The organism is Arthrobacter sp. P4_F11, from assembly GCF_056401395.1.
In genome coordinates this window covers 145253-169066 of the sequence record NZ_JBFUJK010000009.1, presented here as the reverse complement: position 1 = coordinate 169066, position 23814 = coordinate 145253, and the positions used below count along the sequence as shown (strand labels likewise).

Annotated in this window: 28 protein-coding genes; 17 read left to right on the top strand and 11 right to left on the bottom strand. The window is 65.5% G+C overall.

Annotated features, from left to right (window positions below; translation table 11 throughout):
* The first annotated feature begins 344 nt into the window (after positions 1-344).
* Together AC1DRO_RS12305 and AC1DRO_RS12300 are read left to right on the top strand one after the other, a co-directional pair.
* The gene (locus AC1DRO_RS12305) at positions 345-806 is read left to right on the top strand and encodes a hypothetical protein (RefSeq protein ID WP_459383551.1); all 462 of its coding nucleotides are present in this window, start codon (positions 345-347) and stop codon (positions 804-806) included.
* Between the two features lie 134 nt (positions 807-940).
* Positions 941-1597, top strand: a complete 657-nt coding sequence (locus AC1DRO_RS12300) for a M15 family metallopeptidase (RefSeq protein ID WP_459383550.1) — start codon at positions 941-943, stop codon at positions 1595-1597.
* A 90-nt stretch (positions 1598-1687) separates the two neighbouring features.
* Here the strand turns inward: AC1DRO_RS12300 and AC1DRO_RS12295 are convergent, their stop codons facing one another.
* The 4 genes from AC1DRO_RS12295 to AC1DRO_RS12280 all read right to left on the bottom strand — a co-directional run bounded on the left by AC1DRO_RS12295 (position 1688) and on the right by AC1DRO_RS12280 (position 7479).
* Positions 1688-1924, bottom strand: a complete 237-nt coding sequence (locus AC1DRO_RS12295; protein ID WP_476951005.1) for a hypothetical protein — start codon at positions 1922-1924, stop codon at positions 1688-1690.
* 281 nt (positions 1925-2205) lie between these two features.
* A complete protein-coding gene (locus AC1DRO_RS12290; protein ID WP_476951004.1) occupies positions 2206-3822 on the bottom strand; it encodes a glycoside hydrolase family 32 protein in 1617 nt (538 codons plus the stop codon).
* A gap of 111 nt (positions 3823-3933) precedes the next feature.
* A complete protein-coding gene (locus AC1DRO_RS12285; protein ID WP_476951003.1) occupies positions 3934-5532 on the bottom strand; it encodes a glycoside hydrolase family 68 protein in 1599 nt (532 codons plus the stop codon).
* A 468-nt stretch (positions 5533-6000) separates the two neighbouring features.
* Complete coding sequence (locus AC1DRO_RS12280) at positions 6001-7479, bottom strand: MFS transporter (RefSeq protein ID WP_476951002.1); 1479 nt, start codon at positions 7477-7479, stop codon at positions 6001-6003.
* 84 nt (positions 7480-7563) lie between these two features.
* Between AC1DRO_RS12280 and AC1DRO_RS12275 the strand changes: the two genes are divergently transcribed.
* Both AC1DRO_RS12275 and AC1DRO_RS12270 read left to right on the top strand, forming a co-directional pair.
* Positions 7564-7941: a MarR family winged helix-turn-helix transcriptional regulator gene (locus tag AC1DRO_RS12275; RefSeq protein WP_459383547.1), complete on the top strand. Its 378-nt coding sequence runs from the start codon at positions 7564-7566 to the stop codon at positions 7939-7941.
* A gap of 124 nt (positions 7942-8065) precedes the next feature.
* A complete protein-coding gene (locus tag AC1DRO_RS12270; protein WP_476951001.1) occupies positions 8066-8941 on the top strand; it encodes a PhzF family phenazine biosynthesis protein in 876 nt (291 codons plus the stop codon).
* A gap of 5 nt (positions 8942-8946) precedes the next feature.
* On the opposite strand, the gene AC1DRO_RS12265 is transcribed toward AC1DRO_RS12270, so the two are convergent.
* Together AC1DRO_RS12265 and AC1DRO_RS12260 are read right to left on the bottom strand one after the other, a co-directional pair.
* Positions 8947-9153, bottom strand: coding sequence for a hypothetical protein (locus AC1DRO_RS12265; RefSeq protein WP_476951000.1), 207 nt, complete (start codon positions 9151-9153; stop codon positions 8947-8949).
* A 430-nt stretch (positions 9154-9583) separates the two neighbouring features.
* Positions 9584-9841 carry a hypothetical protein gene (locus AC1DRO_RS12260; protein ID WP_079552554.1) on the bottom strand — a complete coding sequence of 86 codons (258 nt, stop codon included), beginning with the start codon at positions 9839-9841 and terminating at the stop codon, positions 9584-9586.
* A gap of 274 nt (positions 9842-10115) precedes the next feature.
* Between AC1DRO_RS12260 and AC1DRO_RS12255 the strand changes: the two genes are divergently transcribed.
* Positions 10116-10829 (top strand): TetR/AcrR family transcriptional regulator C-terminal domain-containing protein, encoded by a 714-nt coding sequence (locus AC1DRO_RS12255; RefSeq protein ID WP_476950999.1) that lies wholly within the window; start codon positions 10116-10118, stop codon positions 10827-10829.
* Positions 10830-10863: 34 nt separating this feature from the next.
* Here the strand turns inward: AC1DRO_RS12255 and AC1DRO_RS12250 are convergent, their stop codons facing one another.
* Positions 10864-11340, bottom strand: a complete 477-nt coding sequence (locus AC1DRO_RS12250) for a DUF4188 domain-containing protein (protein WP_476950998.1) — start codon at positions 11338-11340, stop codon at positions 10864-10866.
* Between the two features lie 71 nt (positions 11341-11411).
* Here AC1DRO_RS12250 and AC1DRO_RS12245 point away from each other — a divergent pair, with 71 nt between their 5' ends.
* Entirely contained in the window at positions 11412-12029 is a 618-nt protein-coding gene (locus AC1DRO_RS12245; RefSeq protein ID WP_476950997.1) for a MerR family transcriptional regulator, read from the top strand.
* Here the strand turns inward: AC1DRO_RS12245 and AC1DRO_RS12240 are convergent.
* From AC1DRO_RS12240 to AC1DRO_RS12230, 3 genes are all read right to left on the bottom strand, one after another.
* The gene (locus AC1DRO_RS12240; protein WP_043436934.1) at positions 12026-12511 is read right to left on the bottom strand and encodes a GNAT family N-acetyltransferase; all 486 of its coding nucleotides are present in this window, start codon (positions 12509-12511) and stop codon (positions 12026-12028) included. The two genes, AC1DRO_RS12245 and AC1DRO_RS12240, sit on opposite strands and share 4 nt — an antisense overlap.
* A 32-nt stretch (positions 12512-12543) precedes the next feature.
* Positions 12544-12894 (bottom strand): ArsR/SmtB family transcription factor, encoded by a 351-nt coding sequence (locus tag AC1DRO_RS12235; protein ID WP_028278154.1) that lies wholly within the window; start codon positions 12892-12894, stop codon positions 12544-12546.
* Positions 12895-13015: 121 nt separating this feature from the next.
* Positions 13016-13756 (bottom strand): aquaporin, encoded by a 741-nt coding sequence (locus AC1DRO_RS12230; protein WP_028278155.1) that lies wholly within the window; start codon positions 13754-13756, stop codon positions 13016-13018.
* Positions 13757-13801: 45 nt separating this feature from the next.
* Between AC1DRO_RS12230 and AC1DRO_RS12225 the strand changes: the two genes are divergently transcribed.
* The 11 genes from AC1DRO_RS12225 to AC1DRO_RS12175 all read left to right on the top strand — a co-directional run bounded on the left by AC1DRO_RS12225 (position 13802) and on the right by AC1DRO_RS12175 (position 22674).
* Entirely contained in the window at positions 13802-14476 is a 675-nt protein-coding gene (locus AC1DRO_RS12225; RefSeq protein ID WP_028278156.1) for a metalloregulator ArsR/SmtB family transcription factor, read from the top strand.
* A 163-nt stretch (positions 14477-14639) separates the two neighbouring features.
* On the top strand, positions 14640-15062 hold the full coding sequence (locus AC1DRO_RS12220) for an arsenate reductase ArsC (protein ID WP_476950996.1): 423 nt from the start codon (positions 14640-14642) through the stop codon (positions 15060-15062).
* Positions 15063-15257: 195 nt separating this feature from the next.
* The gene (locus AC1DRO_RS12215; protein ID WP_476950995.1) at positions 15258-16688 is read left to right on the top strand and encodes an FAD-dependent oxidoreductase; all 1431 of its coding nucleotides are present in this window, start codon (positions 15258-15260) and stop codon (positions 16686-16688) included.
* Positions 16685-17107: an arsenate-mycothiol transferase ArsC gene (locus tag AC1DRO_RS12210; protein ID WP_476950994.1), complete on the top strand. Its 423-nt coding sequence runs from the start codon at positions 16685-16687 to the stop codon at positions 17105-17107. Before AC1DRO_RS12215 ends, AC1DRO_RS12210 begins: the two co-directional genes overlap by 4 nt.
* 3 nt (positions 17108-17110) lie before the next feature.
* Positions 17111-18328: an MFS transporter gene (locus AC1DRO_RS12205; RefSeq protein ID WP_476950993.1), complete on the top strand. Its 1218-nt coding sequence runs from the start codon at positions 17111-17113 to the stop codon at positions 18326-18328.
* An 81-nt stretch (positions 18329-18409) separates the two neighbouring features.
* Positions 18410-18952 carry a DinB family protein gene (locus AC1DRO_RS12200; RefSeq protein WP_476950992.1) on the top strand — a complete coding sequence of 181 codons (543 nt, stop codon included), beginning with the start codon at positions 18410-18412 and terminating at the stop codon, positions 18950-18952.
* Positions 18953-19021: 69 nt separating this feature from the next.
* Positions 19022-19399 (top strand): ArsR/SmtB family transcription factor, encoded by a 378-nt coding sequence (locus AC1DRO_RS12195; RefSeq protein WP_223914797.1) that lies wholly within the window; start codon positions 19022-19024, stop codon positions 19397-19399.
* On the top strand, positions 19396-20472 hold the full coding sequence (locus AC1DRO_RS12190) for a cation diffusion facilitator family transporter (RefSeq protein ID WP_476950991.1): 1077 nt from the start codon (positions 19396-19398) through the stop codon (positions 20470-20472). The genes AC1DRO_RS12195 and AC1DRO_RS12190 overlap by 4 nt, the downstream gene beginning before the upstream one ends.
* Positions 20473-20586: 114 nt before the next feature.
* Entirely contained in the window at positions 20587-21501 is a 915-nt protein-coding gene (locus tag AC1DRO_RS12185) for an alpha/beta fold hydrolase (protein ID WP_476950990.1), read from the top strand.
* A 153-nt stretch (positions 21502-21654) separates the two neighbouring features.
* Complete coding sequence (locus AC1DRO_RS12180; protein WP_476950989.1) at positions 21655-22260, top strand: PadR family transcriptional regulator; 606 nt, start codon at positions 21655-21657, stop codon at positions 22258-22260.
* Between the two features lie 237 nt (positions 22261-22497).
* Positions 22498-22674, top strand: coding sequence for a CsbD family protein (locus AC1DRO_RS12175; protein WP_243178219.1), 177 nt, complete (start codon positions 22498-22500; stop codon positions 22672-22674).
* Between the two features lie 80 nt (positions 22675-22754).
* Here the strand turns inward: AC1DRO_RS12175 and AC1DRO_RS12170 are convergent, their stop codons facing one another.
* On the bottom strand, positions 22755-23693 hold the full coding sequence (locus AC1DRO_RS12170; RefSeq protein ID WP_476950988.1) for a 5'-3' exonuclease: 939 nt from the start codon (positions 23691-23693) through the stop codon (positions 22755-22757).
* Between the last annotated feature and the right edge of the window lie 121 nt (positions 23694-23814).

The following is a 23814-nucleotide window of genomic DNA, read 5'->3' as shown; positions in this document are numbered from 1 at the left end:
GTTCCTCAGCTGTTCCGGCAGCTGTTCCGCTGAGCTGTTCCCGTGACAGCGGGAAATCCGCTTCAGCGCCGCGGCGGCCCAGGGAGGCTTTTAACATCCGCCCTGGACCGCCCGCCCCGGCTTCAACACCAGTCGCGGAGGACCCGTCCCGCCGTGGCACAACCATTAATACCCGCGTTCCGCCGGTCCCAAAAGGGCCTTTGGGCCCGTGCGGGCCGGCAGGGCACTACCGCCCATTTCACCCCCGGCGGATGAGGTCCGCACCCGCGTCCCGGCAGACGATGGATATGCCCTTCGATGCCCCACTGCTCGGGGGCGATCCCAGCTGGGAGAGGAGCCCTCAAATGTCAAGACCGCACGCAATCACCGTGGGATCCATCGCGCTTGCGACCGCCGTCGTACTGCTCACCGGATGCAGCCCCACGAGTCCGCCGGCTGCCACCCCAAGCCCCACAGCGGCCATCTCGAGCCCGCCCGCGAGCGTGTCGGAAATCTGCGCTGCTGCCGATGCCCATGCCGCGGCTCTGGCGAATTTCAAGGCCACGCTGAAGCCGGACGCCACCATCGAGCAGGTGCGCGCGGCCCAAGACCAGGTCTCCAAGACCTATGAAGAGCTGGCCAAGGCAAGCGAGAACCTCGCCCAGCAACGGGCGGAGGCGGTGATGGCCGCCGAAGCCAAGTTCAATGCCGCAGTCGCCGCGGTGCCTGACAACGCCACGTTGACTCAAGCAGCTGATTCCCTCCGGGACGAAGCCTCCAACGTCGAGGCCGCGATTCGCGACCTCAGGACCGAGGTCAAGTGCTGACGGTCCCGTGCGGACCGCCGTGGGCGCGTAGTTGTTCCGGATCCCTCTCGACCACGGACCCTGCAGGCCGGTAGAGTTCCCGAATCTGTTCCGGACACTTCTAGGAGGCCACCGTGCTTAGAGGAATCAGCAGGATGACGGGTGCTGTGGCGGGGCTGGTGCTTTCGCTCGGCATGATCGCACCGTCCGTGACGGCAGTGGCCGCGGCGGGCTACGACTTTGATTCTGCCTCCAGCCTGCAGGTGGTGGTCAACAAGCACCGGCAGCTGAACCCGGCCGCTTATGTACCGGGGCAGCTGGTCAGGGTCCAAGCGGAACGGTTGCGGGCGCCGGCCGCGGACGCCTACAAGCAGTTTGCCAAAGCCGCCAAGGCGGCCGGCGTGAACGTCATGCCGATCAGCGGCTACCGTTCGTTCAGCGAGCAGGCCAGCCTCTATGACAGCTACGTGCGCCAGTACGGACAGGCGACGGCGGACACCCTTGCTGCCCGGCCCGGCTACAGCGAACACCAGACCGGCCTGGCGATGGACATCGGCAATGCCAGCGGAACCTGTGCCCTGCAAGCCTGCTTCGCCAATACCCCGGCAGGGCGGTGGGCGGCCGAGCACGGCTGGGAGTACGGATTCATCATCCGATATCCGGCCGGGGCCGAGGCCACTACCGGCTACACCTACGAGCCATGGCATCTGCGCTATGTGGGAAAGGTTATCGCCGAGGATATGCAAAGCACCGGGATTGCCACCCTTGAGAAGTACTTCGGTCTGGAAGCGGCGCCCGATTATCTCCAATAGAGGGTTCTCTTTCCCGTCGCGGCCGATTGGGCGCCAAGGACAGCTCGCCCACGCAGGACCCCCCGGAGACGGGGTTAGGGTTGGGCGGAATCAAAGAAAGCGGTCATCCGAAAGGCCGCGGGCGGCTTCGCGTGCCTTGCCCTGGATGAACTCCCTGTCCTCGTCGCTAAGCACGGCTTCGCCATGGGTGTCGATGTCGGCGTTTTCGCCCGTTTCCTTGTTGAAAATTGCCGTCAGGGTGCGGGGCAGCACCATGCATCCAGGGTTGTCCATCAGCCACTGCTGGGTGGTCGGATCGAGCCGGTTCCATTGTTCCTTGATGTGCATGTTAGTCACTGCTGCCTCTCAGGCATCGGTTCAACGAAAAACCTGTCGGGCTTTTGCTGACAGGGGAATACGTGCGATGCCATCGGGCTGACTGGATATTGACTGCCGATGCTGACAACCCTACGTGTTCCAGGTTCGAATGAACCGTCCGTCAACATGACAAAACTAAAAACTCGTAGCCTCGTTCCCATGGAACCTGGCCCAGGCCTCTTGCCGGTAGCGATAGAGCGGAATTTCATCTCATCGACGTGGATCTCTGTGATCCTCCAAACGGGTGCTGGTCAGTGTGTGGCGGCCAGCTGCCTGGAGCTGAAGGACTTCAGCGTCAGCGTGCCCCCCGCCGTGACGGCCTTGATGTTCGGCGTCCCCGCGGTGGGGAAGACCAGTGACGTGATGGTCTTTTCTCCGCCATTGATGAAAACCTCCACCGAGCTGTAGTCGACGAAAATCGACAGCTCCACTTTCCCGTCTCGCGCTGGGCTGACTGCCCGCCGCGATGCCCGATAGTCCGGACTGAGTTCGGCCTTGCCGGTGGCGGCAGCATCAGCCTCGCGGGAGATGAATGCCGATTCTTCGGAAAAGTCATATCCGACCGTCGCGAACGTTCCGCCGTCGCTTCCGAGCTCGATCCTCGCTTCGGATCCGTCGTCTTCCTCCGTCCGCTCAAGAGTCACATCGAGCCGGTACGCCCGACCCTCCGGAACCGGCAACTGCCCTGCGCCATCCTGTGTCAATCGACGTTCCCCAGTTGTTGCCGCCGGGCCTTCAATGGACTTCATGGCGGCGGTGGGGTTCGAGACAAGAGTCGGCTCTCCCGCGATTGTTTCCAGCCGAATGTCGCGCACAATGGTGTCGGCACCGCCGTGCCAGTCCTCGGTGGGCAGTTGCCGGGCGTACGCCCAGTTGTTCATCCACCCGAGAGCGTGCCGGGAGGACATCCGCTGGCTTTCGCTAAGCCTCGGATCATCCCACGTCACGGCGGCGTAGAAGTCGGAGCCGGCGTCGAGCCACTGATGCGGTCGGCCGGACGGGGTGAATCGGGTCCCGTCCCACTCGCCAGTCCAGTAGGCAACGCCCGTGGTGAATCCCTCTTCACTCCCGTTGGCGCTGGCGGCAAGGACCCAGGTCCGTTTGGCTGGATCACCGTCGAGATCCAGCTGGAAGAGGTCCGGGCATTCCAAGGTGCCAAGACCGGTGCGTTCGACGCCCGAGGCGTAGCGCCAATTCTTCAGGTCCGGCGAGGTGTACATGCCGATTTTGCTGCCTTCGGCCAGGGCCATCACCCATTGGCCGTGGGCTTCATCGCGGATGATCTTAGGGTCCCGCCAGTCCGGTTCGCCAGGATTTTCCATGACCGGATTCTGCGAATACGCGGTGAATGAGTATCCGTTGTCGGTGGAATAGAACAAGGATTGGCGCTGGACGCCCTGGTCCTGCTGCGTCATTACCGCGATGACGGCTCCCTTGCCGAAGCCGGCCGAATTGTCGTGGTCCACCACGGCGCTTCCGGTCTCGATGTCGCCCAGCCCGTTTTTGTACTTGCTGATCGCCACCCCCTCCTCCTTCCAATGCACCAGGTCCGTGCTGGTTAGGTGGTACCACTCGGTGCCGTTCTCCTTCGGGTAACCCGCGTTGTAGAGGTAGTAGTAGTGCCACACGCCGTCGAGCAGGATGGGACGCTGCGGATCATTCATCCAGTGCTTTCCGGGCGTGATGTGATAGCTCGGCCGGAACTCGGATGCTCCCTCGGCCCGGCCGAAAGCTGAAACAGTGGGCGCCGGCTCGGCCTGGCTCTGGGGGCCCGGACGGGATCCCGTCGCAGGGACCAGCGCCACAGCGACAAGAACGGCCACGGCCGTTGCTGCCAGCACAATCCAGATCGTCCGACGGTTTTTCATGATTCTTCCTGGTTCTGGCGGAAGCCATCCCGCCCCACCTGTGGCTTGTATATGCGAAGGACGGAAGCACCCGGGATTCCGGGCGCTTCCGCCTCATGACTGCCTACTGCACTACTTGTACAGCCCGGCACCGCCGACGTTGAGGTTCGTGGGCAGGTACCCGAACGGGCCCAGGCCGTTCTGGCCGAAAGTGCGGTCAACGGCCGAAACTCCGTTGCGGAAGTTGATCTTCACGGTGGGCGAGAGGGAACCGCCGCGGACGCCGTCCACGTTGTCGATAAAGGACTGCACCAGCCCGCCCGGCTGCACGTAGTGCGAGTAGGCCTGGAACTGGCGGCCATTCTGGCGGGGATCCGGCCCTTCGGGCGCATTGGCTGGCATGTTCAGGTCCGTGGGGGATGCCAGCGTCAGGCCGCTGTTGTTCATGGGCTGGTAGTCGGAACGGACGCCGTCGCCAACGAAGCCATAAACGCCGTCGGGGCCGCGCATTCCATCCGCATAGGTGAACTGGTGGCTGATGGTGAACAGGTAGTACTTGTTCTTGCCGCCCTCGCTCTGGATGAAGATCTGCGGACGCTCGGTCTGGTCGTTGACGCAGTTGGCGGACAGGATCGGCGGCAGGAAGTGCCACTTGGTCAGGTCTTTGTTGTCCGCCACGGCCAGGCCCACGTTGGCGGTCTGGAACCATGCACCGGTGGTGGTGTTGACGGTGTTCGCGGATTCGGCGCGGGTGTCCCCGGGCTGGTAGCCCAGGTCCTGGTCCGTGCACTTGTAGTCGCCCCGCTGGCCACCGGTGTTGCCTTCGAAGACCATGAAGGTCTTGCCCGGGTGCGCCGGGTCTGCGAACGTGTAGGGGTCCCGGAAGGCGAACCCTGGGTTCTGGGCCTTGTTCTGGTACATGACGCCGTCCGGCTCAAGGAGTTTGGTGTGCTCGAAGCCGTCGAAGCTCACGCCGTTCTTGTCAGCGTGGATGTTGCCCAGCGCCTTGGCAATCACGGCATCCGGGGCGATTCCGCCGCCGCCGGCGTTGCGCTCGGCAACGTCGTAGAACGTCGTTGCGGTGTAGAAGACGTTGACGTGGTTCCCCTGCATGAGGCGGGTCGAACCGGACCATTCGGTGTTGCCGACGGAGGTGTTGTCCAGGAACAGGTGTCCGCCGTAGTTCCACTTGTCCTTGGCCGGATCGGCGTTGGTCTTGCGGAAGAAATAGCCGATCCGGGCGTTCCAGTGCCGCTGGTCGAAGCCGTAGCCGGCGTGGCGGTCGGCAACGAGTGAGAAGATCACGTCCCAGCCCTTGTAGCTGATCTGGTTTGCGTTCTCGTCGGTCAGGGACCAAGTGTCCCAAACCCAGACGTCGTCGTTCATGGCCGGGAAGTCCTGGGGGATTTCCGGCATGGTGACGTTCGGGCTCATGGAGTTCTGGCCCGGGGTTACGCTTGTGCTGCTTTGGGCCATAATCTGCTTGGCATCGGCACGCGTCCACTTGGAGGTGAAGGCGGCGGCCGGATCGAACGCCTGCTGGGTGTGCTTCGTGGGCAGGGGGAAGCCGGGGGTCGGAGCCGGCATCTGCCCGCCGCTCGGCGGATCCGAGGGCGTGTTTGCCTGGGCTGACGGAACGGCAAGGAAGACGGAGGCCGCCACGGCCGCCGCCAGTGCCGCGGCGACAGAACGCCACCGCAGCTTCCGGTGTGTATTGGGGTGCTCGTGCATTTTTGCTCTTCTCGCGGAGTTGAGGCCATTCGTGGAAGACGGGCATATGCCCTCATTCCCCGAAACTCCGGCAGCCCCGATGACACCGGAGGCGTCATCGGGGACGCCATCGTGTCGAGGGGACAGGACCTCGGTAGGGCCCCGTCGGTGGCCCGGGAGGGTGCTGACCTCCTGGACGTTCATCACCGTAGACAGTGCTGGCGAGGATTCAAAACCACATTTCAGACGCCAAAACGGCTCACCCTCGTCAATGTAAGCGCTTGCACAACTCATTCCGCGCGCGTGCCATGACTCAAATTTTGAGTCAAATGTGTCAAATAAATATGTTTTATTTTGCAAGTTGCCGGCCGTTGCCCGTTTGTTGCTCCGTAGTCGTCCGCCATTCAGTCCACCACGGCGGATTGGCCATCGCGAACCAGAGCCCTCGGCCTAAGCCGAGGGCTCTGGCTGGAAGTCACGTCCAGCCGGTCAGTGTTCTACTGCCACCCGTTTCCGGCTCCGGGAGGGCGCCGCTGCGATCAGCAGGGCTGCAACCGCCACAGCTGCGCTCAGGATCAGGCCGGGGCGATACAGTTCCAGCATGGCCGCCGCATCCAGGCCAGCGCCGCCGTCGGACGCGTTGCCGTGACCGCTGACCATAGCGGTGGTGACGGCGAGAACCAGGGCGGCCCCCACCTGGGTGCTGGTCTGGATCAGGCCGGCTGCCAGGCCCTGTTCAGAATTCCGGATGCCCGCGGTGGCCTGGACGTTGATTGACGGGAACGCCAGGGCGAAGCCGACGCCCAGCAGCAGAACTGAGGGCAGAATGTCCGTCACGTAGTTCGGCGAGGTGCCCACGCGCAGGAACAGGAGATAGCCGAGCGCCAGCGAGGCCAAACCGGTCCGGATCAGCCACGGGGCGCCAAACTTGTCGATGAGCCGGTCCGCGAAAGGTGCGCTCGAGGCCACCAGCAGGCCCGTGGGAAGAAGCGCCAGGGCCATGCCGAGGGGGCTCCATCCCAGCACGGACTGCAGGTACAGCGTGAGGATGAACTGGAAACTCAAATATGAGCCGAACAATCCCACGGCGCTGAGGTTCGCCCGCGCCACCCAACCTTCCCTGAGGATGCTGAACCTGATCAAGGGGCGCCTGACCCGGTTCTCGATCAGGGCGAAGGCCGCCAGCACCGCTGCGGAGGCCACGAATCCGGCGATAGTTGCCACAGATCCCCAACCGTTCCCGGGTGCCGCAACGAGCGTGTAAACGAGCCCCAGCATGCCGGCGGCGAGTGTGACGGCGCCCCAGAGGTCATGCCCGCTGTCCTGATTACTGCCTTCGGCCCTGCCGGCGGCGTTGTCCCGGGGGATGTATTTCAGGCCAAGAATCACGACGGCGACCGCCACCGGCACCGAGACCAGGAACGTCCAGCGCCAGCTCATCGCGGTCATCAGGCCTCCGACGACCAGGCCGAGTGAGAAACCGCTCGCACCGAAAGTGGTGAAGATAGACACAGCCCGGTTGCGTTCGCGACCTTCCGCGAAGTTGGTGGTGATGATCGAGAAACCGGCAGGAGCGGTGAATGCGGCGGCAAGGCCCTTGAGGAAGCGGGTGCCGATCAGCAGGGCTGGGTCATCCACCAGGCCGCCGAGCAAGGAAGCTGCGGCAAAGACGCTGAGCGCGATCAGGAAGATGCGCCGCCGGCCGAGCAGATCGGCTATCCGGCCGCCGAGCAGAAGAAGACTTCCGTAACCGAGCACGTAGGCAGAGACGATCCACTGGAGGGACTCGGTTCCAAGGTGAAGTTCGGTTCCGATTGAAGGCAGTGCCACACCGACCATGGATACGTCCAGCGCATCGAGCGCCAAAACGGTGCACAGGACCAGGAGAAGCATCCACTGGGCACGGCTCCAGCGGACGGGAGCAAGCCGTTCTCCGGCAGGTCTTTCAAGAGTGGAAGTTGAGGTCATGGCACCAATTTATATGACGCGTCATTGAATGACAAGGAATATTATGACGTGGACTTTTATTTCGTCATGAACTAGAATTTCGGCATGGCAAGACCGCAGGACCGCCAGCTGGTAGAGCAATGGCGCAGCATCCAGACCACGTACTTTCGCACCGCGGGGGCGATCGACCGCGCCCTGGAGTCGCGGTTCAACATCGGCCTGACTGAGTTTGAAATCCTGGATCTCGTGGCCGAAAGCGCAGACTCAGCATGCCGGATGAAACAGCTGGGTGAGCGCACCCCCATGACCCAGAGCGCCATGTCCAAGGTGGTGGATCGGCTCGACAAGGCCGGGCTCATTTCCCGCCACTCCTGCGAAGATGACCGGCGTTCACTCTTTCTGGAACTCACCGACGCCGGCCGCGCACTCCACCGCGAAGCCGCCATCGAGCACCGCGCCCTGCTCAAGGAAAACCTGGCCTGAGCCGCATCGCCAGGATTTGCCGCGACGCGCCACCGCTTTTTACCTCTCCGTGATGCCCTGTCATAGACCGCCCGCATGGGTGGATCAACGCTGAGGCGGTGGCTGGAGGTGGGAGGATCGGGGTATGGAAAACACCCCCGAGGTCCTCCGTTATACGGCTTTTTCCACGACGCCAGACGGCGGTAATCCTGCCGGTCTGGTCCTGGATGCCCGCCATCTCGACGATGCCGGGATGCTGGCGGTGGCGGCCGCCGTCGGGTACTCCGAAACTGCCTTCGTGACGGAGCCGGGTCTCGGCGGCGACCCGCGCCGGAGCCGGGTTCGATACTTCTCGCCGATCGCCGAGGTGCCATTCTGTGGCCATGCGACCATTGCGCTGGCCGTTGCGCTGAGCGCACGCGACGGGGCAGGATCCTTCACCTTCGACACCCCCGTCGGCCCCGTCCTCATCGAAACAGCGGGCGACGGCGACGACATCACCGCATCGTTCACGGGTGTTGAGCCACAGCTGGCCGTCTTCGACGACGACATCCTGGCTGACCTTCTGGGCTTGCTCGGCGTCGGGCTGACCGATCTCGATCCCGCTTATCCGCCACGGATCGCGTATTCAGGGAACTGGCATCCGGTGCTGGTCTTCGCCGACAGCACCCTTTTCGACTCCTTTGCCTTCGATCCGGAGACGGTGCGCCAGCTCATGGACGCACAGGGCTGGGCCGCAACGGTAGCCGTCCTGCACCGGATTGCAGACGGCGAATTCGAAGCCCGGAACCTGTTCCCGGTGGGAGCAATCACGGAGGACCCCGCAACAGGGGCCGCCGCGGCGGCGGTCGGCGCATACCTGCGCATCCTGGGCCTGGTCGAGCCCCCGTCGAGAGTCTTGATCCACCAGGGACGGCACGTCGGCCGCCCGAGCCTACTCACAGTGGACATTCCCGCGGCCGGCGGAATAGTGGTCAGCGGCAGGGCCGTCCGGATCCCCGCCGGTGCGGGCCACATCTGACTTGGTTAGCTGTTGCCGGTGTAGACGAGGCTGTCCGGGTCGACTTCGTTCGCCGGGGCATCCGCGAGTCCCTGCGGGGACAGATCCATGTCCATAAGCCCGGGTCGTTGAATGTGGGCCGCGGAGGGTCCGGTGATGGCAGTGCTGTGGCTGGAAACGGTATGCCCCTCATGCTTTGTTCGTTGCAGACCCTGGAGGGTGCTGTTTGTCACGGGCGGGGTATCTCCATCTGGAACCCGCACCGGCACCGGAGAACACGCGTCCGGAGATAGTCACCCAGAACATCCGGGCTCCCGGCGTGTGTGGACACCGCCCGGTGCGCACTTCGCCGTTCGGGGTCCACTGCGGACATCGGCTCCTGGCAGTGGCGGTATGCGTCCTCCCGGTGCATGGCGCCGCCGCTGTTCCCGTTCCGCGCCGGGATGATAGCGAGAAACGCCGCAGTCGTAGCTACCACGTGCGAGCTGCCGCAGTTGGTACAGCTGATGGCGGCCGCGAGGGTTTCCTGCTGCGGATTCATGGTGGCGACAGAGTCCAGGAGCAGGTGCCGGTCGGTCTCACAAGTCGCACACCAAGGCCGGCGCCCTCGGGGCTGGTGGGCATCCCGGGGCAAGTACGTGCTTGACGTGATTGTCACCCGGGTCAGACCAGGCCCGGGTAGCTGGCCAGGATGTAGTCCGCCGCGGCTGGTCCTTTCATGCGGAGGCCGTTGCGCTTGGGGTGGACCTGCTTTTCTTTCATGGCCGCCCAGAAGGCATCTTCGGGGCGGGGCGCGGTCTGGCTCAGGAAACACCAGCTGGTGTAGAGCCCGTAGAGGCAGTCCCGGCCCAAGGCGTGGTCGGATGCAGGGTCCCGGGTGGTGGCTTCCTGCAGGAATTGGTCGTATTGGGAAGTTGCCATGAGTGGCTCGTTTCTTCGCGGTGCATTTTGTGCCGCCGTGTGGCTACAGCAGCTGAGCGTCAAGGCCATGCACGGGGCGATGAAGCAAGATCCCGCACTGCTGCGTCACCGCAGATCCGGGAGTAAAGCGTTACTGGGCTGGCGGTCTACGTCCTGCGGAAACCAGCCAATGCAGCTTCTCTACAATGTAGACTGTAGGCGTAGACTACACATTAAGCAACCGGCTTTTCATCCCGGAACTCTAACCACTCTGTATCGACCCGAACGGAAAACCATGTCGCCCGAAGAGCACCCGGCGCCCCCTGCGGCTCCCGGCAAGAAGGCTCGCCTCAGCCGGGAGATTGTCCTGTCGTCGGCGCTGGCACTGGTGGATGCCGAAGGACTCGACGCCCTCACCATGCGCAGGCTCGGGCAGGAACTCGGGCGGGACCCCATGAGCCTGTACCGCTACGCCGCCAACCGCGCAGCCCTGCTGGACGGCGTCTCAGAACTCGTGCTGGATGAACTGGCCATCATTCCCGATGATCCCGACTGGCAGTCGCAGCTCCGGCGCATTGCCCACGACCTGCGGCTCCTGGCGCTCCGGCACCCCAACATCGTGCCCCTCCTCGTGACCCGCCCCCTGTCAACGCCCCTGGGTCTGCGGCCGCTGGGAACATTGCGTCCGCTGGAGCAGATACTGTCCCTGCTGATCGACGCCGGATTCGCCCCCGTTGACGCATTGCACGTCTACCGCGCCTACTACGGATACCTCTACGGGCACATCCTCAACGAACTGCAGGAATTCGTCGTCGACCCCGAGGAAAATGAGGCCCTTCTCCGCCTGGGCCTGCACCGCCTGCCGCCGAAGGAATTCCCCCGTCTCCGCGCCCTCGCCCCGGTCCTCGCCGACTACGACGGGATGGCCGAACTGGATGAGGGAATCACCATCCTGCTCACGGGGCTCGCGGCCCGCCTCCCGCTGCCGGACTCCCCGACCGAACCCTGATCCGGAATTTCCCCTTGGAAAGGCACCAGTCATCTCAGCCCGGGTTGGACAGCCGATCCTTCGCCTGGTGGCTTCCTGGCCCCACGGGCAGAAGCTCTGTGGCCTGCGCGAGACCTTCGGTAGGCATAGAAACATACATGCTCTCGGCCCTGCTTACCTGGAAGGTCTCATGCCAGATGCCGACAGCTTTTGGGGCCTTCCTTGCCTGGCGGTTGAAGGCAGCCCAGGCGGGTCTGTGCTCAGACTGGGGCGCGCTGGCGTAGGCATACAGCTTGTCCACCGAGTCCCAGTACTGCACAATGACCGGCCCGCCGACTCCGAGGGCAAACCGGCAACCAAGGAGGCCCGACCCCGGCTCCCGGAAGAGTTCGGTCAGCATCCGGGGCATCGCAAGGAACACCGGCAGCCAGAGATCCGGACGCCAGGGGCTGTTGATGCGCATGCCGATGAGGAAGACCACCAAATCACCGGAATGGCGGTGAGTGAAACGTCCAGCATTGATGCGTGCCATACTTTTCTCCTAACTGGATATCGCTACTCCCCAATATTGGCGAGTGCGACTATCCAAGTCAAGGAGAAACTTTGCGCATCTCACAGCTGGCCGCTGCTACTGAGATTCCGGTGGCCACCATCAAGTACTACCTTCGGGAGAAATTGCTTCATGAGGGCGTGCTGACATCCGCGACGCAGGCCCGCTACGACGACTCGCATGTTCGGCGGCTGAAGCTCATCCGGGCACTCATTGGGACCGCCGGGCTCAGCATCAGCGCCACCCGCCAGGTACTGCTTGGCATGGAGAACCCGCCGGAGTCACGCCACGACCTGCTCGGAATTGCGCACCACGCGGTCACTCGGACCGCACCGGACGACGTCGACCTCTCCCCGGCACAGCGGCTCCTGGCCCGCTGGGGATGGGGCGCAGAGACATGCGACCGCGATACTCAGGCCGCCCTGGTGGACGCCCTGCACGGGCTCTCAGATGCCGGGTTCGATGCGCCGGCCGCGCTCTTGGACCGCTACGCCGCGGCAATGCGGGACATCGCGGCGGCCGACGTCGAAAGTGTCCCCACGGATTCGGCCGAGGCCGCCATGAGGCACGTGGTTCTTGGGACGCTCCTGATGGAACCGGTACTCCTGGCCATGCGCCGGCTTGCCCAGCAAAGCGCATCCTTCCAGCGGTTTGGTGAGGCGGAGTCCTAGACGACCGGGGAGCGCCGCTCGATCAGCACCGTATCCCGCCATTGCCCCTCGCTGGGGCCGTAGCTCATGCGGGCAATGCGGTTCCGCCGGCCGACGACGGCAAATCCGTTCGCGAGGTGGAGCTTCAGGCTTGCTTCGTTTTCGGGGAAGACACTGGCCTGGATCGTCCAGATCCCGCACCGTTCGGTCGATGCGGCCAAGGCCTGAAGCAGCGCGGCCCCGACTCCCTTGCCGCGGGCTTCCGCGGCGACGTAGACGGAGTGTTCGACCACGCCGGCATAAACGGGCCGCGCCGACACCGCGGAGACAGCCGCCCAGCCAAGGATCCCGCCCTCGGGAGCCTCGGCGACGAGGCGGTGCGCGGGAAGCCGGGAACTGGTGAAGCGTTCCCAGTCCGGCACTTCCGCCTCAAAGGTGGCGTGGCCGGTGGCGATTCCTTCGCGGTAGATTCCCCGGACGGCCGGCCAGTCGTCCTCGCGCATGGAGCGGATCGTCACCGCGGACTGTTGCGCGGTCACAGCGTCGCCAGGAGCCCGGCCGTCTGCTCGAGCGCCCCGGGCACCAGGGAGTAGTAGGCCCACGTGCCGCGCTTTTCACGGTGCAGCAGCCCGGCCTCGACCAGGACCTTCAGGTGGTGGGAGACCGTGGGCTGGCCCAGGTCCAGCGGCTCGGTGAGGTCGCAGACGCATGCCTCCCCTGACTCGCCGGCCTTGACGATGGAGAGCAGCCGGAGCCGGTTCGGGTCGGCCAGCGCCTTGAAAACCAGGGCCCTCTGCTGGGCTTCCTCGGCACCCAGGGCAGGGGGCTCTGCCGGGGTGCAGCAGGATTCATCCGTGGCCGGCTCGAGTACAGGCAACAATTTCATGTACCCATTATGCCCTGATATTGATAGACATCAATGTATTGGAGCGGGGGCACGGGTCGGAAGCGTCCCCGGCGCAGATCTGCTTTGGGTAGGGGCGGCATTGTTCGGCCGCCGGCCAAGGCTAGGAGCGGGCCGTTTCGGCACTGCGCGCCAGGACGACGCCGTCCGCGGTGCGGGCCGCGGAGGGGAACAGGATGAGGAGAAGGCCAATTCCTATTGCTGCGCCGATCAGCTGCGCCAGAACGTAGCCGGGAACCGAGGCCGGTGCGATGCCGGCGAAGGTGTCGCTGAAGATGCGGCCCACCGTCACTGCCGGATTCGCGAACGAGGTCGAGGACGTGAACCAGTACGCGGCTCCGATGTAGGCGCCCACCGCCGGCGCGGCAAGGACGCCGCGGGAGGTGGCAGCCAAGGCGAAGATCAGCAGGACCAGCCCCGCAGTGGCGACAACTTCACCCAGGAGATGCCCCGGTGTTGCGCGCTCCTTGGACGAGATGGAGGTGCCCACCTCAAACATGGCGTTCGCGACCATACTGCCGCTGACCGCACCCACGGTCTGGGCAACCACATAGGTGCCCAGCTCCGGCAGGGTCAAGCCGGTACCGGCGCGTCGGCCCAGGATCCAGTCGGCGAGGGATACCACGGGGTTGAAATGCGCGCCGCTCACAGGCCCGAGCATCAGGATCAGCACCGTCAGCCCCAGCACTGTGGCGGTGCTGTTCTGCAGCAGCTGCAGGCCAACGTCACCGGGTGAGAGCTGCTGCGCGGCGATCCCGGAGCCGACGACGATGGCCACGAGCAGGCTGGTGCCGAGCAGTTCAGCGATGGCGCGGCGCCACAGCGGCGGCTGGTTGGAAATCATGGCAACAGCTTGACCGAAAGAATTAGCTCAGTCAAAATTGAACTAATGAATATTGAGACAGCAGAGGGCTTTCGGGCGCGGGTAGCCAAGCACGCAGCCCTCGGCGATCCTGCGCGGCTGCGCATCGTTGATCTGCTGACCCTGGGGGACTTCTCCCCGACGGAGCTGCAGGCCGAGCTGGGGATGCCGTCGAATCTGCTGTCCCACCATCTGCGCACGCTGGAAGATGCCGGACTGGCAACCCGGCACCGCTCCGAAGCCGACGGGCGCCGCAGCTATATCCGGCTTGCTGCCGGCGCTCTGGAGGGCCTGGTGCCGGGGGCCGAACACGGGGCGCGCCGCGTCCTGTTTGTCTGCACACGGAACAGCGCCAGGTCCCAGCTGGCCGCCGCTCTCTGGCAGCAGGTCAGTGAAATTCCCTCGACATCGGCGGGAACGCACCCCGCAGACCGCATCGCCCAAGGCGCTATCGACGTCGCCCGCCGTCATGGCCTGGACCTTGCGGACCTTCCCCCGCGCACCCTGATCCAGGTGGCAGACCAGGGCGACTTCATCGTGACCGTCTGCGACAAGGCCCACGAGGAACTGCCCGGACTGGGTGGAATCCACTGGTCCGTGCCGGACCCGCTGCGCCCGGGCACCAAAGAAGCTTTCGACATGGCGTTCAACGACATCACCCGCCGCATCAATGACCTTGCACCCCGCGTAACCGCCGTCTAGGTCCGTCGCAGAAATCCACCGACAGCAAATATTGACATTCATCAATCTATAGCCCGATACTCTCTATATCGATCATCATCAATGTTCGGTTGAGAGTTTCAAGCCGGGCGCAAGACTCCAGACTGTATCGCCCACTCACCTCATTGATTCCAGGAGAAACCCCGTGAGCACCGAAACCGCCAAGAAGCCGTCCGTCCTGTTCGTTTGCGTCCACAACGCCGGCCGTTCCCAGATGGCCGCAGCCTTCCTGACCACCCTCGGTGAGGGGCGGATCGAGGTCCGTTCCGCCGGCTCCCAGCCCGCCGACAAGGTCAACCCGGCCGCGGTCGAGGCCATGGCCGAACTCGGCATCGACATGTCCGCCGAAATCCCCAAGATCCTCACCACCGAGGCCGTGCAGGAATCCGACGTCGTGATCACGATGGGCTGCGGCGACGAATGCCCCTACTTCCCCGGCAAGCGCTACGAAGACTGGGTCCTGGAGGATCCGGCAGGCCAGGGCGTGGAAGCCGTACGCCCGATCCGCGACGAGATCAAGGGCCGCATCGAGGACCTGGTCGAGTCCCTGACCCCTGCCGCCAAGTAAGGGGCAGCACCACACGTCTGACAGAGGACGGAGAGGGGGTGAGCTGAATGAACACCGGATGCTGCAGCGACGGATGCTGCGACGACGAGGACCAGGACTGCTGCTAACCCAACCCCGGCGCCTGCCGGCCCAACCCCGGCCGGCAGGGCCAACCGAAAACAACCGCAACACCACAACGGATGAAAGAGGACACCAATGGATTCAGCGAAGAACCTTCCCGTTGCCGTGATCGGCGCCGGCCCCGTGGGCCTGGCCGCCGCGGCCCACCTGATCGAACGCGGACTCGAACCGCTGATCTTCGAAGCAGGCCCCTCCGCCGGCGCCGCGATCGAGCAGTGGCGCCACATCCGGCTGTTCTCCCCGTGGCGGTTCAACATCGATGCCGCCGCCGTTCGCCTGCTCGAAGCCGCCGGCTGGGAGGCGCCCCGGCCCACCGCGCTGCCCTACGGCGGGGAACTCATCGATCGGTACCTGGCCCCGCTGGCCGCGCTCCCGGTCATCAGCTCCCGGCTGCAGACCGGCGCCAGAGTCATCGCCGTCACCCGCACAGGCATGGACAAGACCCACACCCGTAACCGCGAGATCACACCGTTCGTCGTCCGCGTCCAGCACCAGGACGGGGAAACCCGCGACCACACCGTGGCCGGGGTCATTGACGCCTCCGGAACCTGGTCCACCCGCAACCCGCTGGGGACCTCCGGGCTTCCCGCCATCGGCGAGGACTCCGCCGCAGACCGGATCTCCTCGCCGCTCCCTGACGTCACGGGCCGTGACCGTGGCGCTTTCGCCGGACGCCGTGTCCTGGTCGTCGGCGCCGGCCACTCCGCCGCCAACACCCTGATCAGCCTCGCGGACCTGGCCAAGGACGAACCGGGCACCCGGATCCTCTGGGCAGTCCGCGGCGCGTCCGCGGAGAAAGTCTACGGCGGCGGCGACGCCGACGGGCTGCCCGCCCGCGGCCAGCTCGGTGCCCGCCTGCGCCGCCTCGTCGAGGCCGGGACCATCGAACTGCATACCGGCTTCGGCATTGCTTCCCTCAAAGCCCTGGATTCCGGCGTGACCGTGGAATCCGTTGACGGACGCACCCTCGAGGCCGACGTCGTCGTCCCCTGCACCGGCTTCCGCCCGGACCTGGACATCCTGCGTGAGCTCCGCCTGAACCTTGACCCGGCCGTCGAAGCACCCGTGGAGCTCGGCCCGCTCATCGACCCGGAGTTCCACTCCTGCGGCACTGTTGCACCGCACGGCGCCAAGCTCCTGGCCCACCCGGACAAGGACTTCTACATCGTCGGCATGAAGTCCTACGGCCGTGCGCCAACCTTCCTGCTCGCCACCGGCTACGAACAGGTCCGCTCCGTCGCCGCCGCCCTGGCCGGCGACCGCGAGGCCGCGGACACCGTCCAGCTCGAACTCCCCGAAACCGGTGTCTGCTCCTCCGACGCTGGCACCAGCTGCGACGTTCCGGCGGCCGTAGCCGTCGCATCAGGGTCCTCGTGCTGCGCCGCTCCCGAGCCGGTGCTCGTCGGCTTCCCCACCGGACTGTCCCACGGACGCTCCGGCGAAGATCAACCGGCAGTATCACTGCTCCACGAACCCAGCCCAGAGAAGGAAGAATCAAACGCATGACCGAGACCACGAAAACGCCCAGCGTCCTGTTCGTCTGCAGCAAGAATGGCGGAAAGTCCCAGCTCGCCGCAGGTTTGATGAACCATCTCGCCGATGGGAGCGTCACGGTGCACTCCGCCGGGACCAAGCCCGGTCAGTCGCTGAACCCCCAGGCCGTGGAGTCTCTGAATGAACTCGGCATCGGCATCACCGGCGAGTACCCCAAGCCCGTCACCGACGAGGTCCTGGACACGGCCGACGTCGTCATCGTCTTGGGCAACCAGGCTAAGGTCGAGCCCCGCAAGGGCCAGCGGCTCGAGTTCTGGGATACGGACGAGCCCTCCGAACGCGGCATCGAAGGCATGGAACGCATGCGCCTGGTCCGGGACGACATCAAGGCCCGGGTCCGGAAACTGCATGCGGAGCTAACCGGGGACTAGGCCATGCCCGCCCCGGCGTTGTCCCGGACAGTGGTCGCGGAGGGTGCACCGCGCGGCGGCCTGGCCGCGCTGTGTATCACCCAGACGACCGGGTGGGGCGTGCTCTACTACTCGTTGATCGCGGCGGTCCGGCCCATCAGCGAGGACACCGGCTGGGACCCGGCGCTAGTGACGGGAGCCTTTTCCGCCGGCCTGCTGGTCTCCGCTGCGGCCGGGATCGCCGTCGGCAGGAGGCTGGACAGGACCGGGCCGCGTGCGCTGATGATCGGCGGATCCCTGCTCGGAGTGCTGGCCCTGGTCGCGGTGGGACTGGCCCCTAATCTGCCAGCGTTCTTTGCGGCCTGGCTCGTCGCCGGGACCGCGCAGGCCACGGTGCTGTACCAGCCGGCCTTCACGGTGATCAGCCGCTGGTACGGACGCGCCCGGGTACGGCCCCTGACCGTCCTGACCCTCGTCGCCGGGTTCGCATCCACCATTTTCGCCCCGCTCACCGCAGCCCTGACATCCGCGTTCGGCTGGCGCGGCGCCTTCCTCATCCTCGCCGGGATCATGGGAATCATCTCCGTGCCGCTGCACGCCCGGTACCTGAACCGGAATTGGGCCCCGGCTGCCCCCGGAATCCCCGCCACGGACCACCAGGTGATGGTGCGGGCCGTGCGGCGAAGCCCGGAATTCCTGGGTCTGCAGGCGCTGATGGTCCTGCTCTGCCTCGGGCTCTACACCGTGACGCTGAACATCATTCCGCTGCTCGTAGAGAAAGGCGCCGACTATGCCACGGCCGCGCTCGGGTTCGGTCTTGTGGGCGCCGGTCAGGTCGGCGGCCGGCTACTGTTCGCAGCCATCCCGTCCGGCGCCCGGCTGCAGGTCATCGCCGGAACGGCGGCCTGCGCCGTCTTCCTGCTCGCGGCACTGCCCGGCCCGATGCCGGCGCTGATCGCGGCGGGTATGCTCGCCGGCGCGGTCCGCGGGTGCCAGACACTGCTGCAGGCCACCATCGTGGCTGACCGCTGGGGAACCCAGAATCTTGGCACATTGCAGGGACTGTTCGCGGCTCCGCTCACAGCTGTCACGGCCGTTGCCCCGGCGGCGGGACCCGTGCTGGCCGCCTGGCTCGGGACATACACGAGCATGGCGTACGCCATGACCGCTGCAGCCGCCACGGCCGCCATTCTCGCCGCTGCCGGAGGCGTGCGGCAGCTCAGGCCCTCCAGAACCAGCTAAGAGACCCGCTGCCCCTGAGGCTGATAGACACGGGACATAATAAGGGCACGACTGAAGGCGTGAGACTGCGAAGGGCACGTTGTGGAGCCGACGATGGACGAAATCCTGGCCGGGTACAGCCGCGCCCGCCGCCACCTCGACGCCCTGCTGCAGGACGCGGCGCCTAATGACCTCGGCCGCAAAAGTACGGGCACCCGCTGGACCAACGAGGAACTGCTCTTCCACATGGTCTTCGGCTACATGGTGGTCCGCGCCCTGCTTCCGCTGGTCCACGTCGTCAGCCGGCTCCCCCGCCCGGCGGGCCGGGCATTCGCTGCTGTCCTCAACGCGGGCACCGGTCCTTTTGATGTGGTGAACTACTGGGGTTCCCGGACCGCCGCCCGCGTCTACAACAGGCGCAGGATGAGCCGGAAACTGGATAGAACCATCGCCGCGCTCTCCCGCCGGCTCGAACACGAGAACCCGCAGACCCTTGCCAGGTCAATGCCGTTTCCCGACAGGTGGGACCCCTTCTTCACGCCGCTGATGACACTCAGCGATGTCTACGCCTACCCCACGCTTCATTTCGACTTCCACGCCAGGCAGCTGAGCCTTCGGAATCCGGACGCACCGGAATCGTCCTGATGGCCACTAACGGTATCCCGTTGAGTCGGCCGTCTTGAGTGGAGCGTGGTTATATGTAAGTATCTGCGTATGAATGCAGATAACAAGGCTTGCGCGCTCACCGCGGACAGCCAGTACGTCGAGCTGGCCGTGGAGGTGTTTGCCATGCTGGCCGACGCCACCCGGGTCAGGCTCATCCTGGCACTGCGCCACGGTGAACTGCCCGTCAACGTACTGGCCGAAAAGGCCGGGAAATCGGCGGCCGCGGTCTCCCAGCATTTGGCCAAGATGCGGCTGGCGCGCATGGTCGCCACCCGCCAGGAAGGCACTAAGGTCTACTACCGCCTGCAGGACGGGCACGCCTGGCAGCTCGTGGCCGACGCCATCCACCAGGCCGAACACACCCTCGGCACGGCCCCGCATCACAGCACAGCCCCGCACAGCCCTACAAGGGAGGCCGGCGCATGAACCGGCCAATGCATCCCGGCCACGATGTCCACCCGCACCCGCACGGACATGCTCACGACGACGCCCATCACCATGACCACGGCCCGCACGGCCATGTCCACGCGACCGGGTTCAAGGGCTGGCTGCAGGAGCTCTTCGTGCCCCACTCCCATGACTCGGCCGACTCAATCGACTCCGCCCTGGAGACAAGTTCCCAGGGCATTCGCGCCGTCAAGGTCTCCCTGCTCGGACTGGGGGCCACGTCATTGTTCCAGCTGGTCATCGTCCTCATCAGCGGCTCCGTGGCACTGCTGGCGGACACGGTCCACAATTTTTCCGATGCCCTGACCGCCGTTCCGCTGTGGATCGCCTTTCTGCTCGGACGCCGCCGCGCGACCCGGACGTACACCTACGGATTCGGCCGCGCCGAGGACCTCGCAGGGCTGTTCATTGTGGCGATGATCGCGCTCTCCGCCGTGGTGGCCGCCGTCGAATCCATCCGGCGTTTCTTTGAACCCCAACCCGTCCAGAACCTGGGCTGGGTGCTCGCCGCCGGGCTCGTGGGCTTTGCCGGCAACGAACTAGTCGCGATCTACAGGATCCGCGTGGGACGGCGGATCGGGTCCGCCGCGCTCGTCGCCGATGGCATTCATGCCCGCACCGACGGCTTCACCTCGCTGGCCGTCGTCGCCGGAGTCATCGGCATATGGCTCGGATTTCCGCTTGCAGATCCGATCGTGGGCCTGCTCATCTCCGCAGCCATCGCCGTGCTCCTCTGGGGAACCATTCGCGACATCGGGCGCAGGCTCATGGACGGCGTGGACCCGAACCTTACGGAACGCCTGGCGGCGGTTGTCACTGCCCACGCCCCCGCGGGCGCAACATCCCGGCTGCGCTGGTCCGGCCACCGGCTTCACGTCGAGGTCTCCATCCCCCTGACCACGATCACCGGCGTGGGCGAACTTGCCACAATCCACGACGAAATCGACCACGCCACCCGCCACGCACTCCCGAACGTGGGCTCCGTGACAATGGTCCCCACGTTCGGCCCGGCCGCGACGGCCGGACCACCGCCTCCCCCGAGCCGCGGATAACGGCGGCCTCGGAGGCCCTGATCCGCACCGGCCTCCACCGCCTCGAGCCTCGCGTCCGGTCCTGCACCCCCGCCGCTCCGAATCACCTTCAAAGACCACGAACAGAAGGTGTCCATGGGTGTTCAGCAGGAAACCGCAAGTACGGGGGCTGCCACGCTGCGGCGGCGCACCCTTGCCACGGAGCTGGGCCCCTGCACGGTGCATGTCCAGGAAGGCACCGGGGGCCCGCACGCCGTATCCGGGACGGCGGATGTCTACCTCCACGGCGCCGCGGGCTCCTGGACGTCCTTCCGGGAGCTTCTTCACGCGACAGCGGCACATGACCGGGTGCTGATAGACCTGCCGGGCTGGGGCGAGTCCACGCAGGACGCCCGGATGGCGAATTTGAGCATCGAAGCGATGGCACGCGCCGTCACCGGTACTTTGACCTCGCTCGGCTACCGGCGGTGGAACCTGGTGGGCCACTCCATGGGAGGCTTCCTGGCATTGCACATCGCCGCGGCCTGGCCCGGGCGGACCGCCAGCGTGACCGCGATTTCGGCGACCACCTTCGGCGTGTCCGAAGCGGCCGGCAAGCCACTGCGCAGCCTGTTCCGGTTCCCGATGTTTCTGGGCATGCTGCTGGCCATGCGCGCCGCGGCAGCCCTCGGCCCGGCAGGGCCCGCGCTGGTCCGTGCAATCGGGTCCACCGCCGTGATGCGGCCGCTGTTGTTCCCGTTTTTTGCAGAACCCGCATCCATCTCCGCGGGGGTGCTTCGAGGGCTTGGCGAGGACGCCCGGCCGGCCTGTTTCTCCGCGGCAGCCCGGGCCGCGGCGCACTACGATTTTGGCCAGTGGCGGGGCATTCTGTGTCCGGTGCTGGCGATCCGCGGGGACAGCGATGTGTTCACACCACCCTCTGACCTGCTCCGACTGGCCGAGATAATCCCACGCGTCCAGACGGTGACACTCCCGCATTGCGGCCACTTCGCGAACATCGAGCGGCCGGAGCATGTGCAACGGCTGCTCGATGACCTGCTGTATCCGTGACCTGTACGGCAGCGGCTGGCAGCGTCCGCGAGTCAGCGGATGCCGGGGTAAATCGACTCTTGACCGCCGATACTCACCGATATATCGTTAATTATCGCCGAACAATCGGCGACCATCATTGATCACAACTGATTGAGAAAGGTCGATGCCGCTATGAAAGGCATGCATGACGACAAATTCACGGACGGCGGACCCGCCCAGGCACGTTTCGGGCGCGGCAGGAGCCGCCGCGGACCCCACGGACACGGTGGTTTCGGCCCGGGCCGCGGGTTTGGACCGGGCTTCGGACCGGGCTTCGGACCGGGTTTTGGCCCCGGCGGGTCGCGGCGGGCCAGCAGGGGCGATGTTCGTTCGGCGATTCTCTCCCTCTTGGCCGAATCACCGTCCAACGGCTACGGGCTGATCAAGACCATTGCGGAAAAAACCTCGGGCGCCTGGCGTCCGAGCCCGGGGTCCGTCTACCCGACGCTCCAGCAGCTCGTTGATGAAGAGCTCATTGCGCCCGTAGGTGATGGCCGGCGCACCGAGTTCACCCTCACCGATGCGGGCAACGCCTACGTGGCCGATCACGCCGAGGAGCTGGGGAACGCCTGGAACACCGACCCGGAGGGATCCGGGCCGGCGTTCCACCAAAGCGTCGGAAAACTCATGGGAGTCATCCACCAATTCCGCTTCTCGGCAACCGAGGAACAACGCAATGCCGCAATGACGGTCATCGATGACACCCGCCGCGCGCTCTACCGCATTCTTGCCGACTAACACCGCCGCTTCGGCCGGCGCACTGCCACCGCTGCCAAGGGTCCCTGCCCGAATAACTTCGGCTGGCGGCATTTGTATTCTGGAACCGTGACCGCCTGACCTGGATTGTTGTCCCGGAGCCGGGAATGGCCCGGACCGCACCAAATGGCCCCCGCTTTCCACGGTTCCGTCCCTACAATTAAGTGTGGCCTCCATGGCATTCACGTCGCGGGGGCGACATAACTAAGGAGGTTCATCATGGGCCTGGGTGACAAGATCCACAATGCCGCCGAGAAACTCCACGGCAAAGGCAAAGAGGCGGCCGGCAAAGCCACCGGCGACGACAAGATGAAGGCCGAGGGCAAAAGCCATCAGGTCAAGGCAGACCTGAAGCAGGCCGGCGAAAAGGTCAAGGACGCCTTCAAGAAACACTGAAAACAGGCCGCCGGCGGGCGGAGGTGCGGTCCGGATCGCACCTCCGCCCCGGCATTTGCCCACGCAGTCCAGGGACTTCCCTAACGACGCAGGTCGAATGCCTCAAGGAGCCGGCCGACCGAACCGCCGAGGTTCCATTCTGTGGCGAGACGCTCAAGCTCGGCCCGCGAACCGCCGGAGACAGCGTGCAGCCGCGCGCCTGCCTCCTCGAGCGTCGGCAGTTCCAGGTCCCTCACGATCTTCACGACGGTGGGCGCGACCGTGAGGTAGTCCGCCGCCGCGGCGAGTTTCGACCGCACTGCGGTGGACAGCCCGCTCCCTGCATCCGCGGCAGCCGCGAGCAGCGCATCGAGCGTGCCGTACTCACCGAGCAGCGACGCGGCAGTCTTCTCGCCGATGCCGGCGACGCCTGGCAGCCCGTCGGAGGTGTCGCCGCGCAGGGTCGCGTAGTCGGCATACTGCACGGGCAGCACACGGTACCTGCCGACGACGTCGGCGTCGGTCAGGACTTCGAGGTTCCTCATGCCGCGCGCGGTGTAGACCACCCGCACCTGACGGGCGTCGTCGACAATCTGGAAGAGGTCGCGGTCGCCGGTCACCACGTCGACCGGAAGCTCGGCGTGGCTGGCGTAGGTGCCGATGACGTCGTCGGCCTCGTGGTCGGCAGCCCCGACGACGGCGATGCCGGCGAGTTCGAGCACGCGGCGGATCATCGGAATCTGCGCCTCGAGCGCGTCCGGCACCACCTCCGCATCGGGGGCGCCTGCCACCTCCTCGGCAACCCGATGCGATTTGTAGCTCGGGATGAGGTCTACCCGCCACTGCGGGCGCCAATCGTCGTCCCAGCACGCGACGAGATGCGTCGCACCGTAGTCGGTGGTGAGCCGTGCGATCATGTCGAGCAGCCCGCGAACAGCGTTCACCGGGGTGCCGTCGGCGCGGCGGATCGTGTCGGGCACGCCGTAGAACGCGCGAAAGTATAGCGACGCGGTGTCGAGGAGCATCAGGCGGTCGGTCATGACTGATCCTGACACGGATGCGCCCGCAGGCGGTGGAACGTCACGGTCCAACTTCGGAGGGGCACAAAGTAATGCTGGCGTCGCTGGGGTCCCCCGGGCACTGGGCATGGACGAACACGGC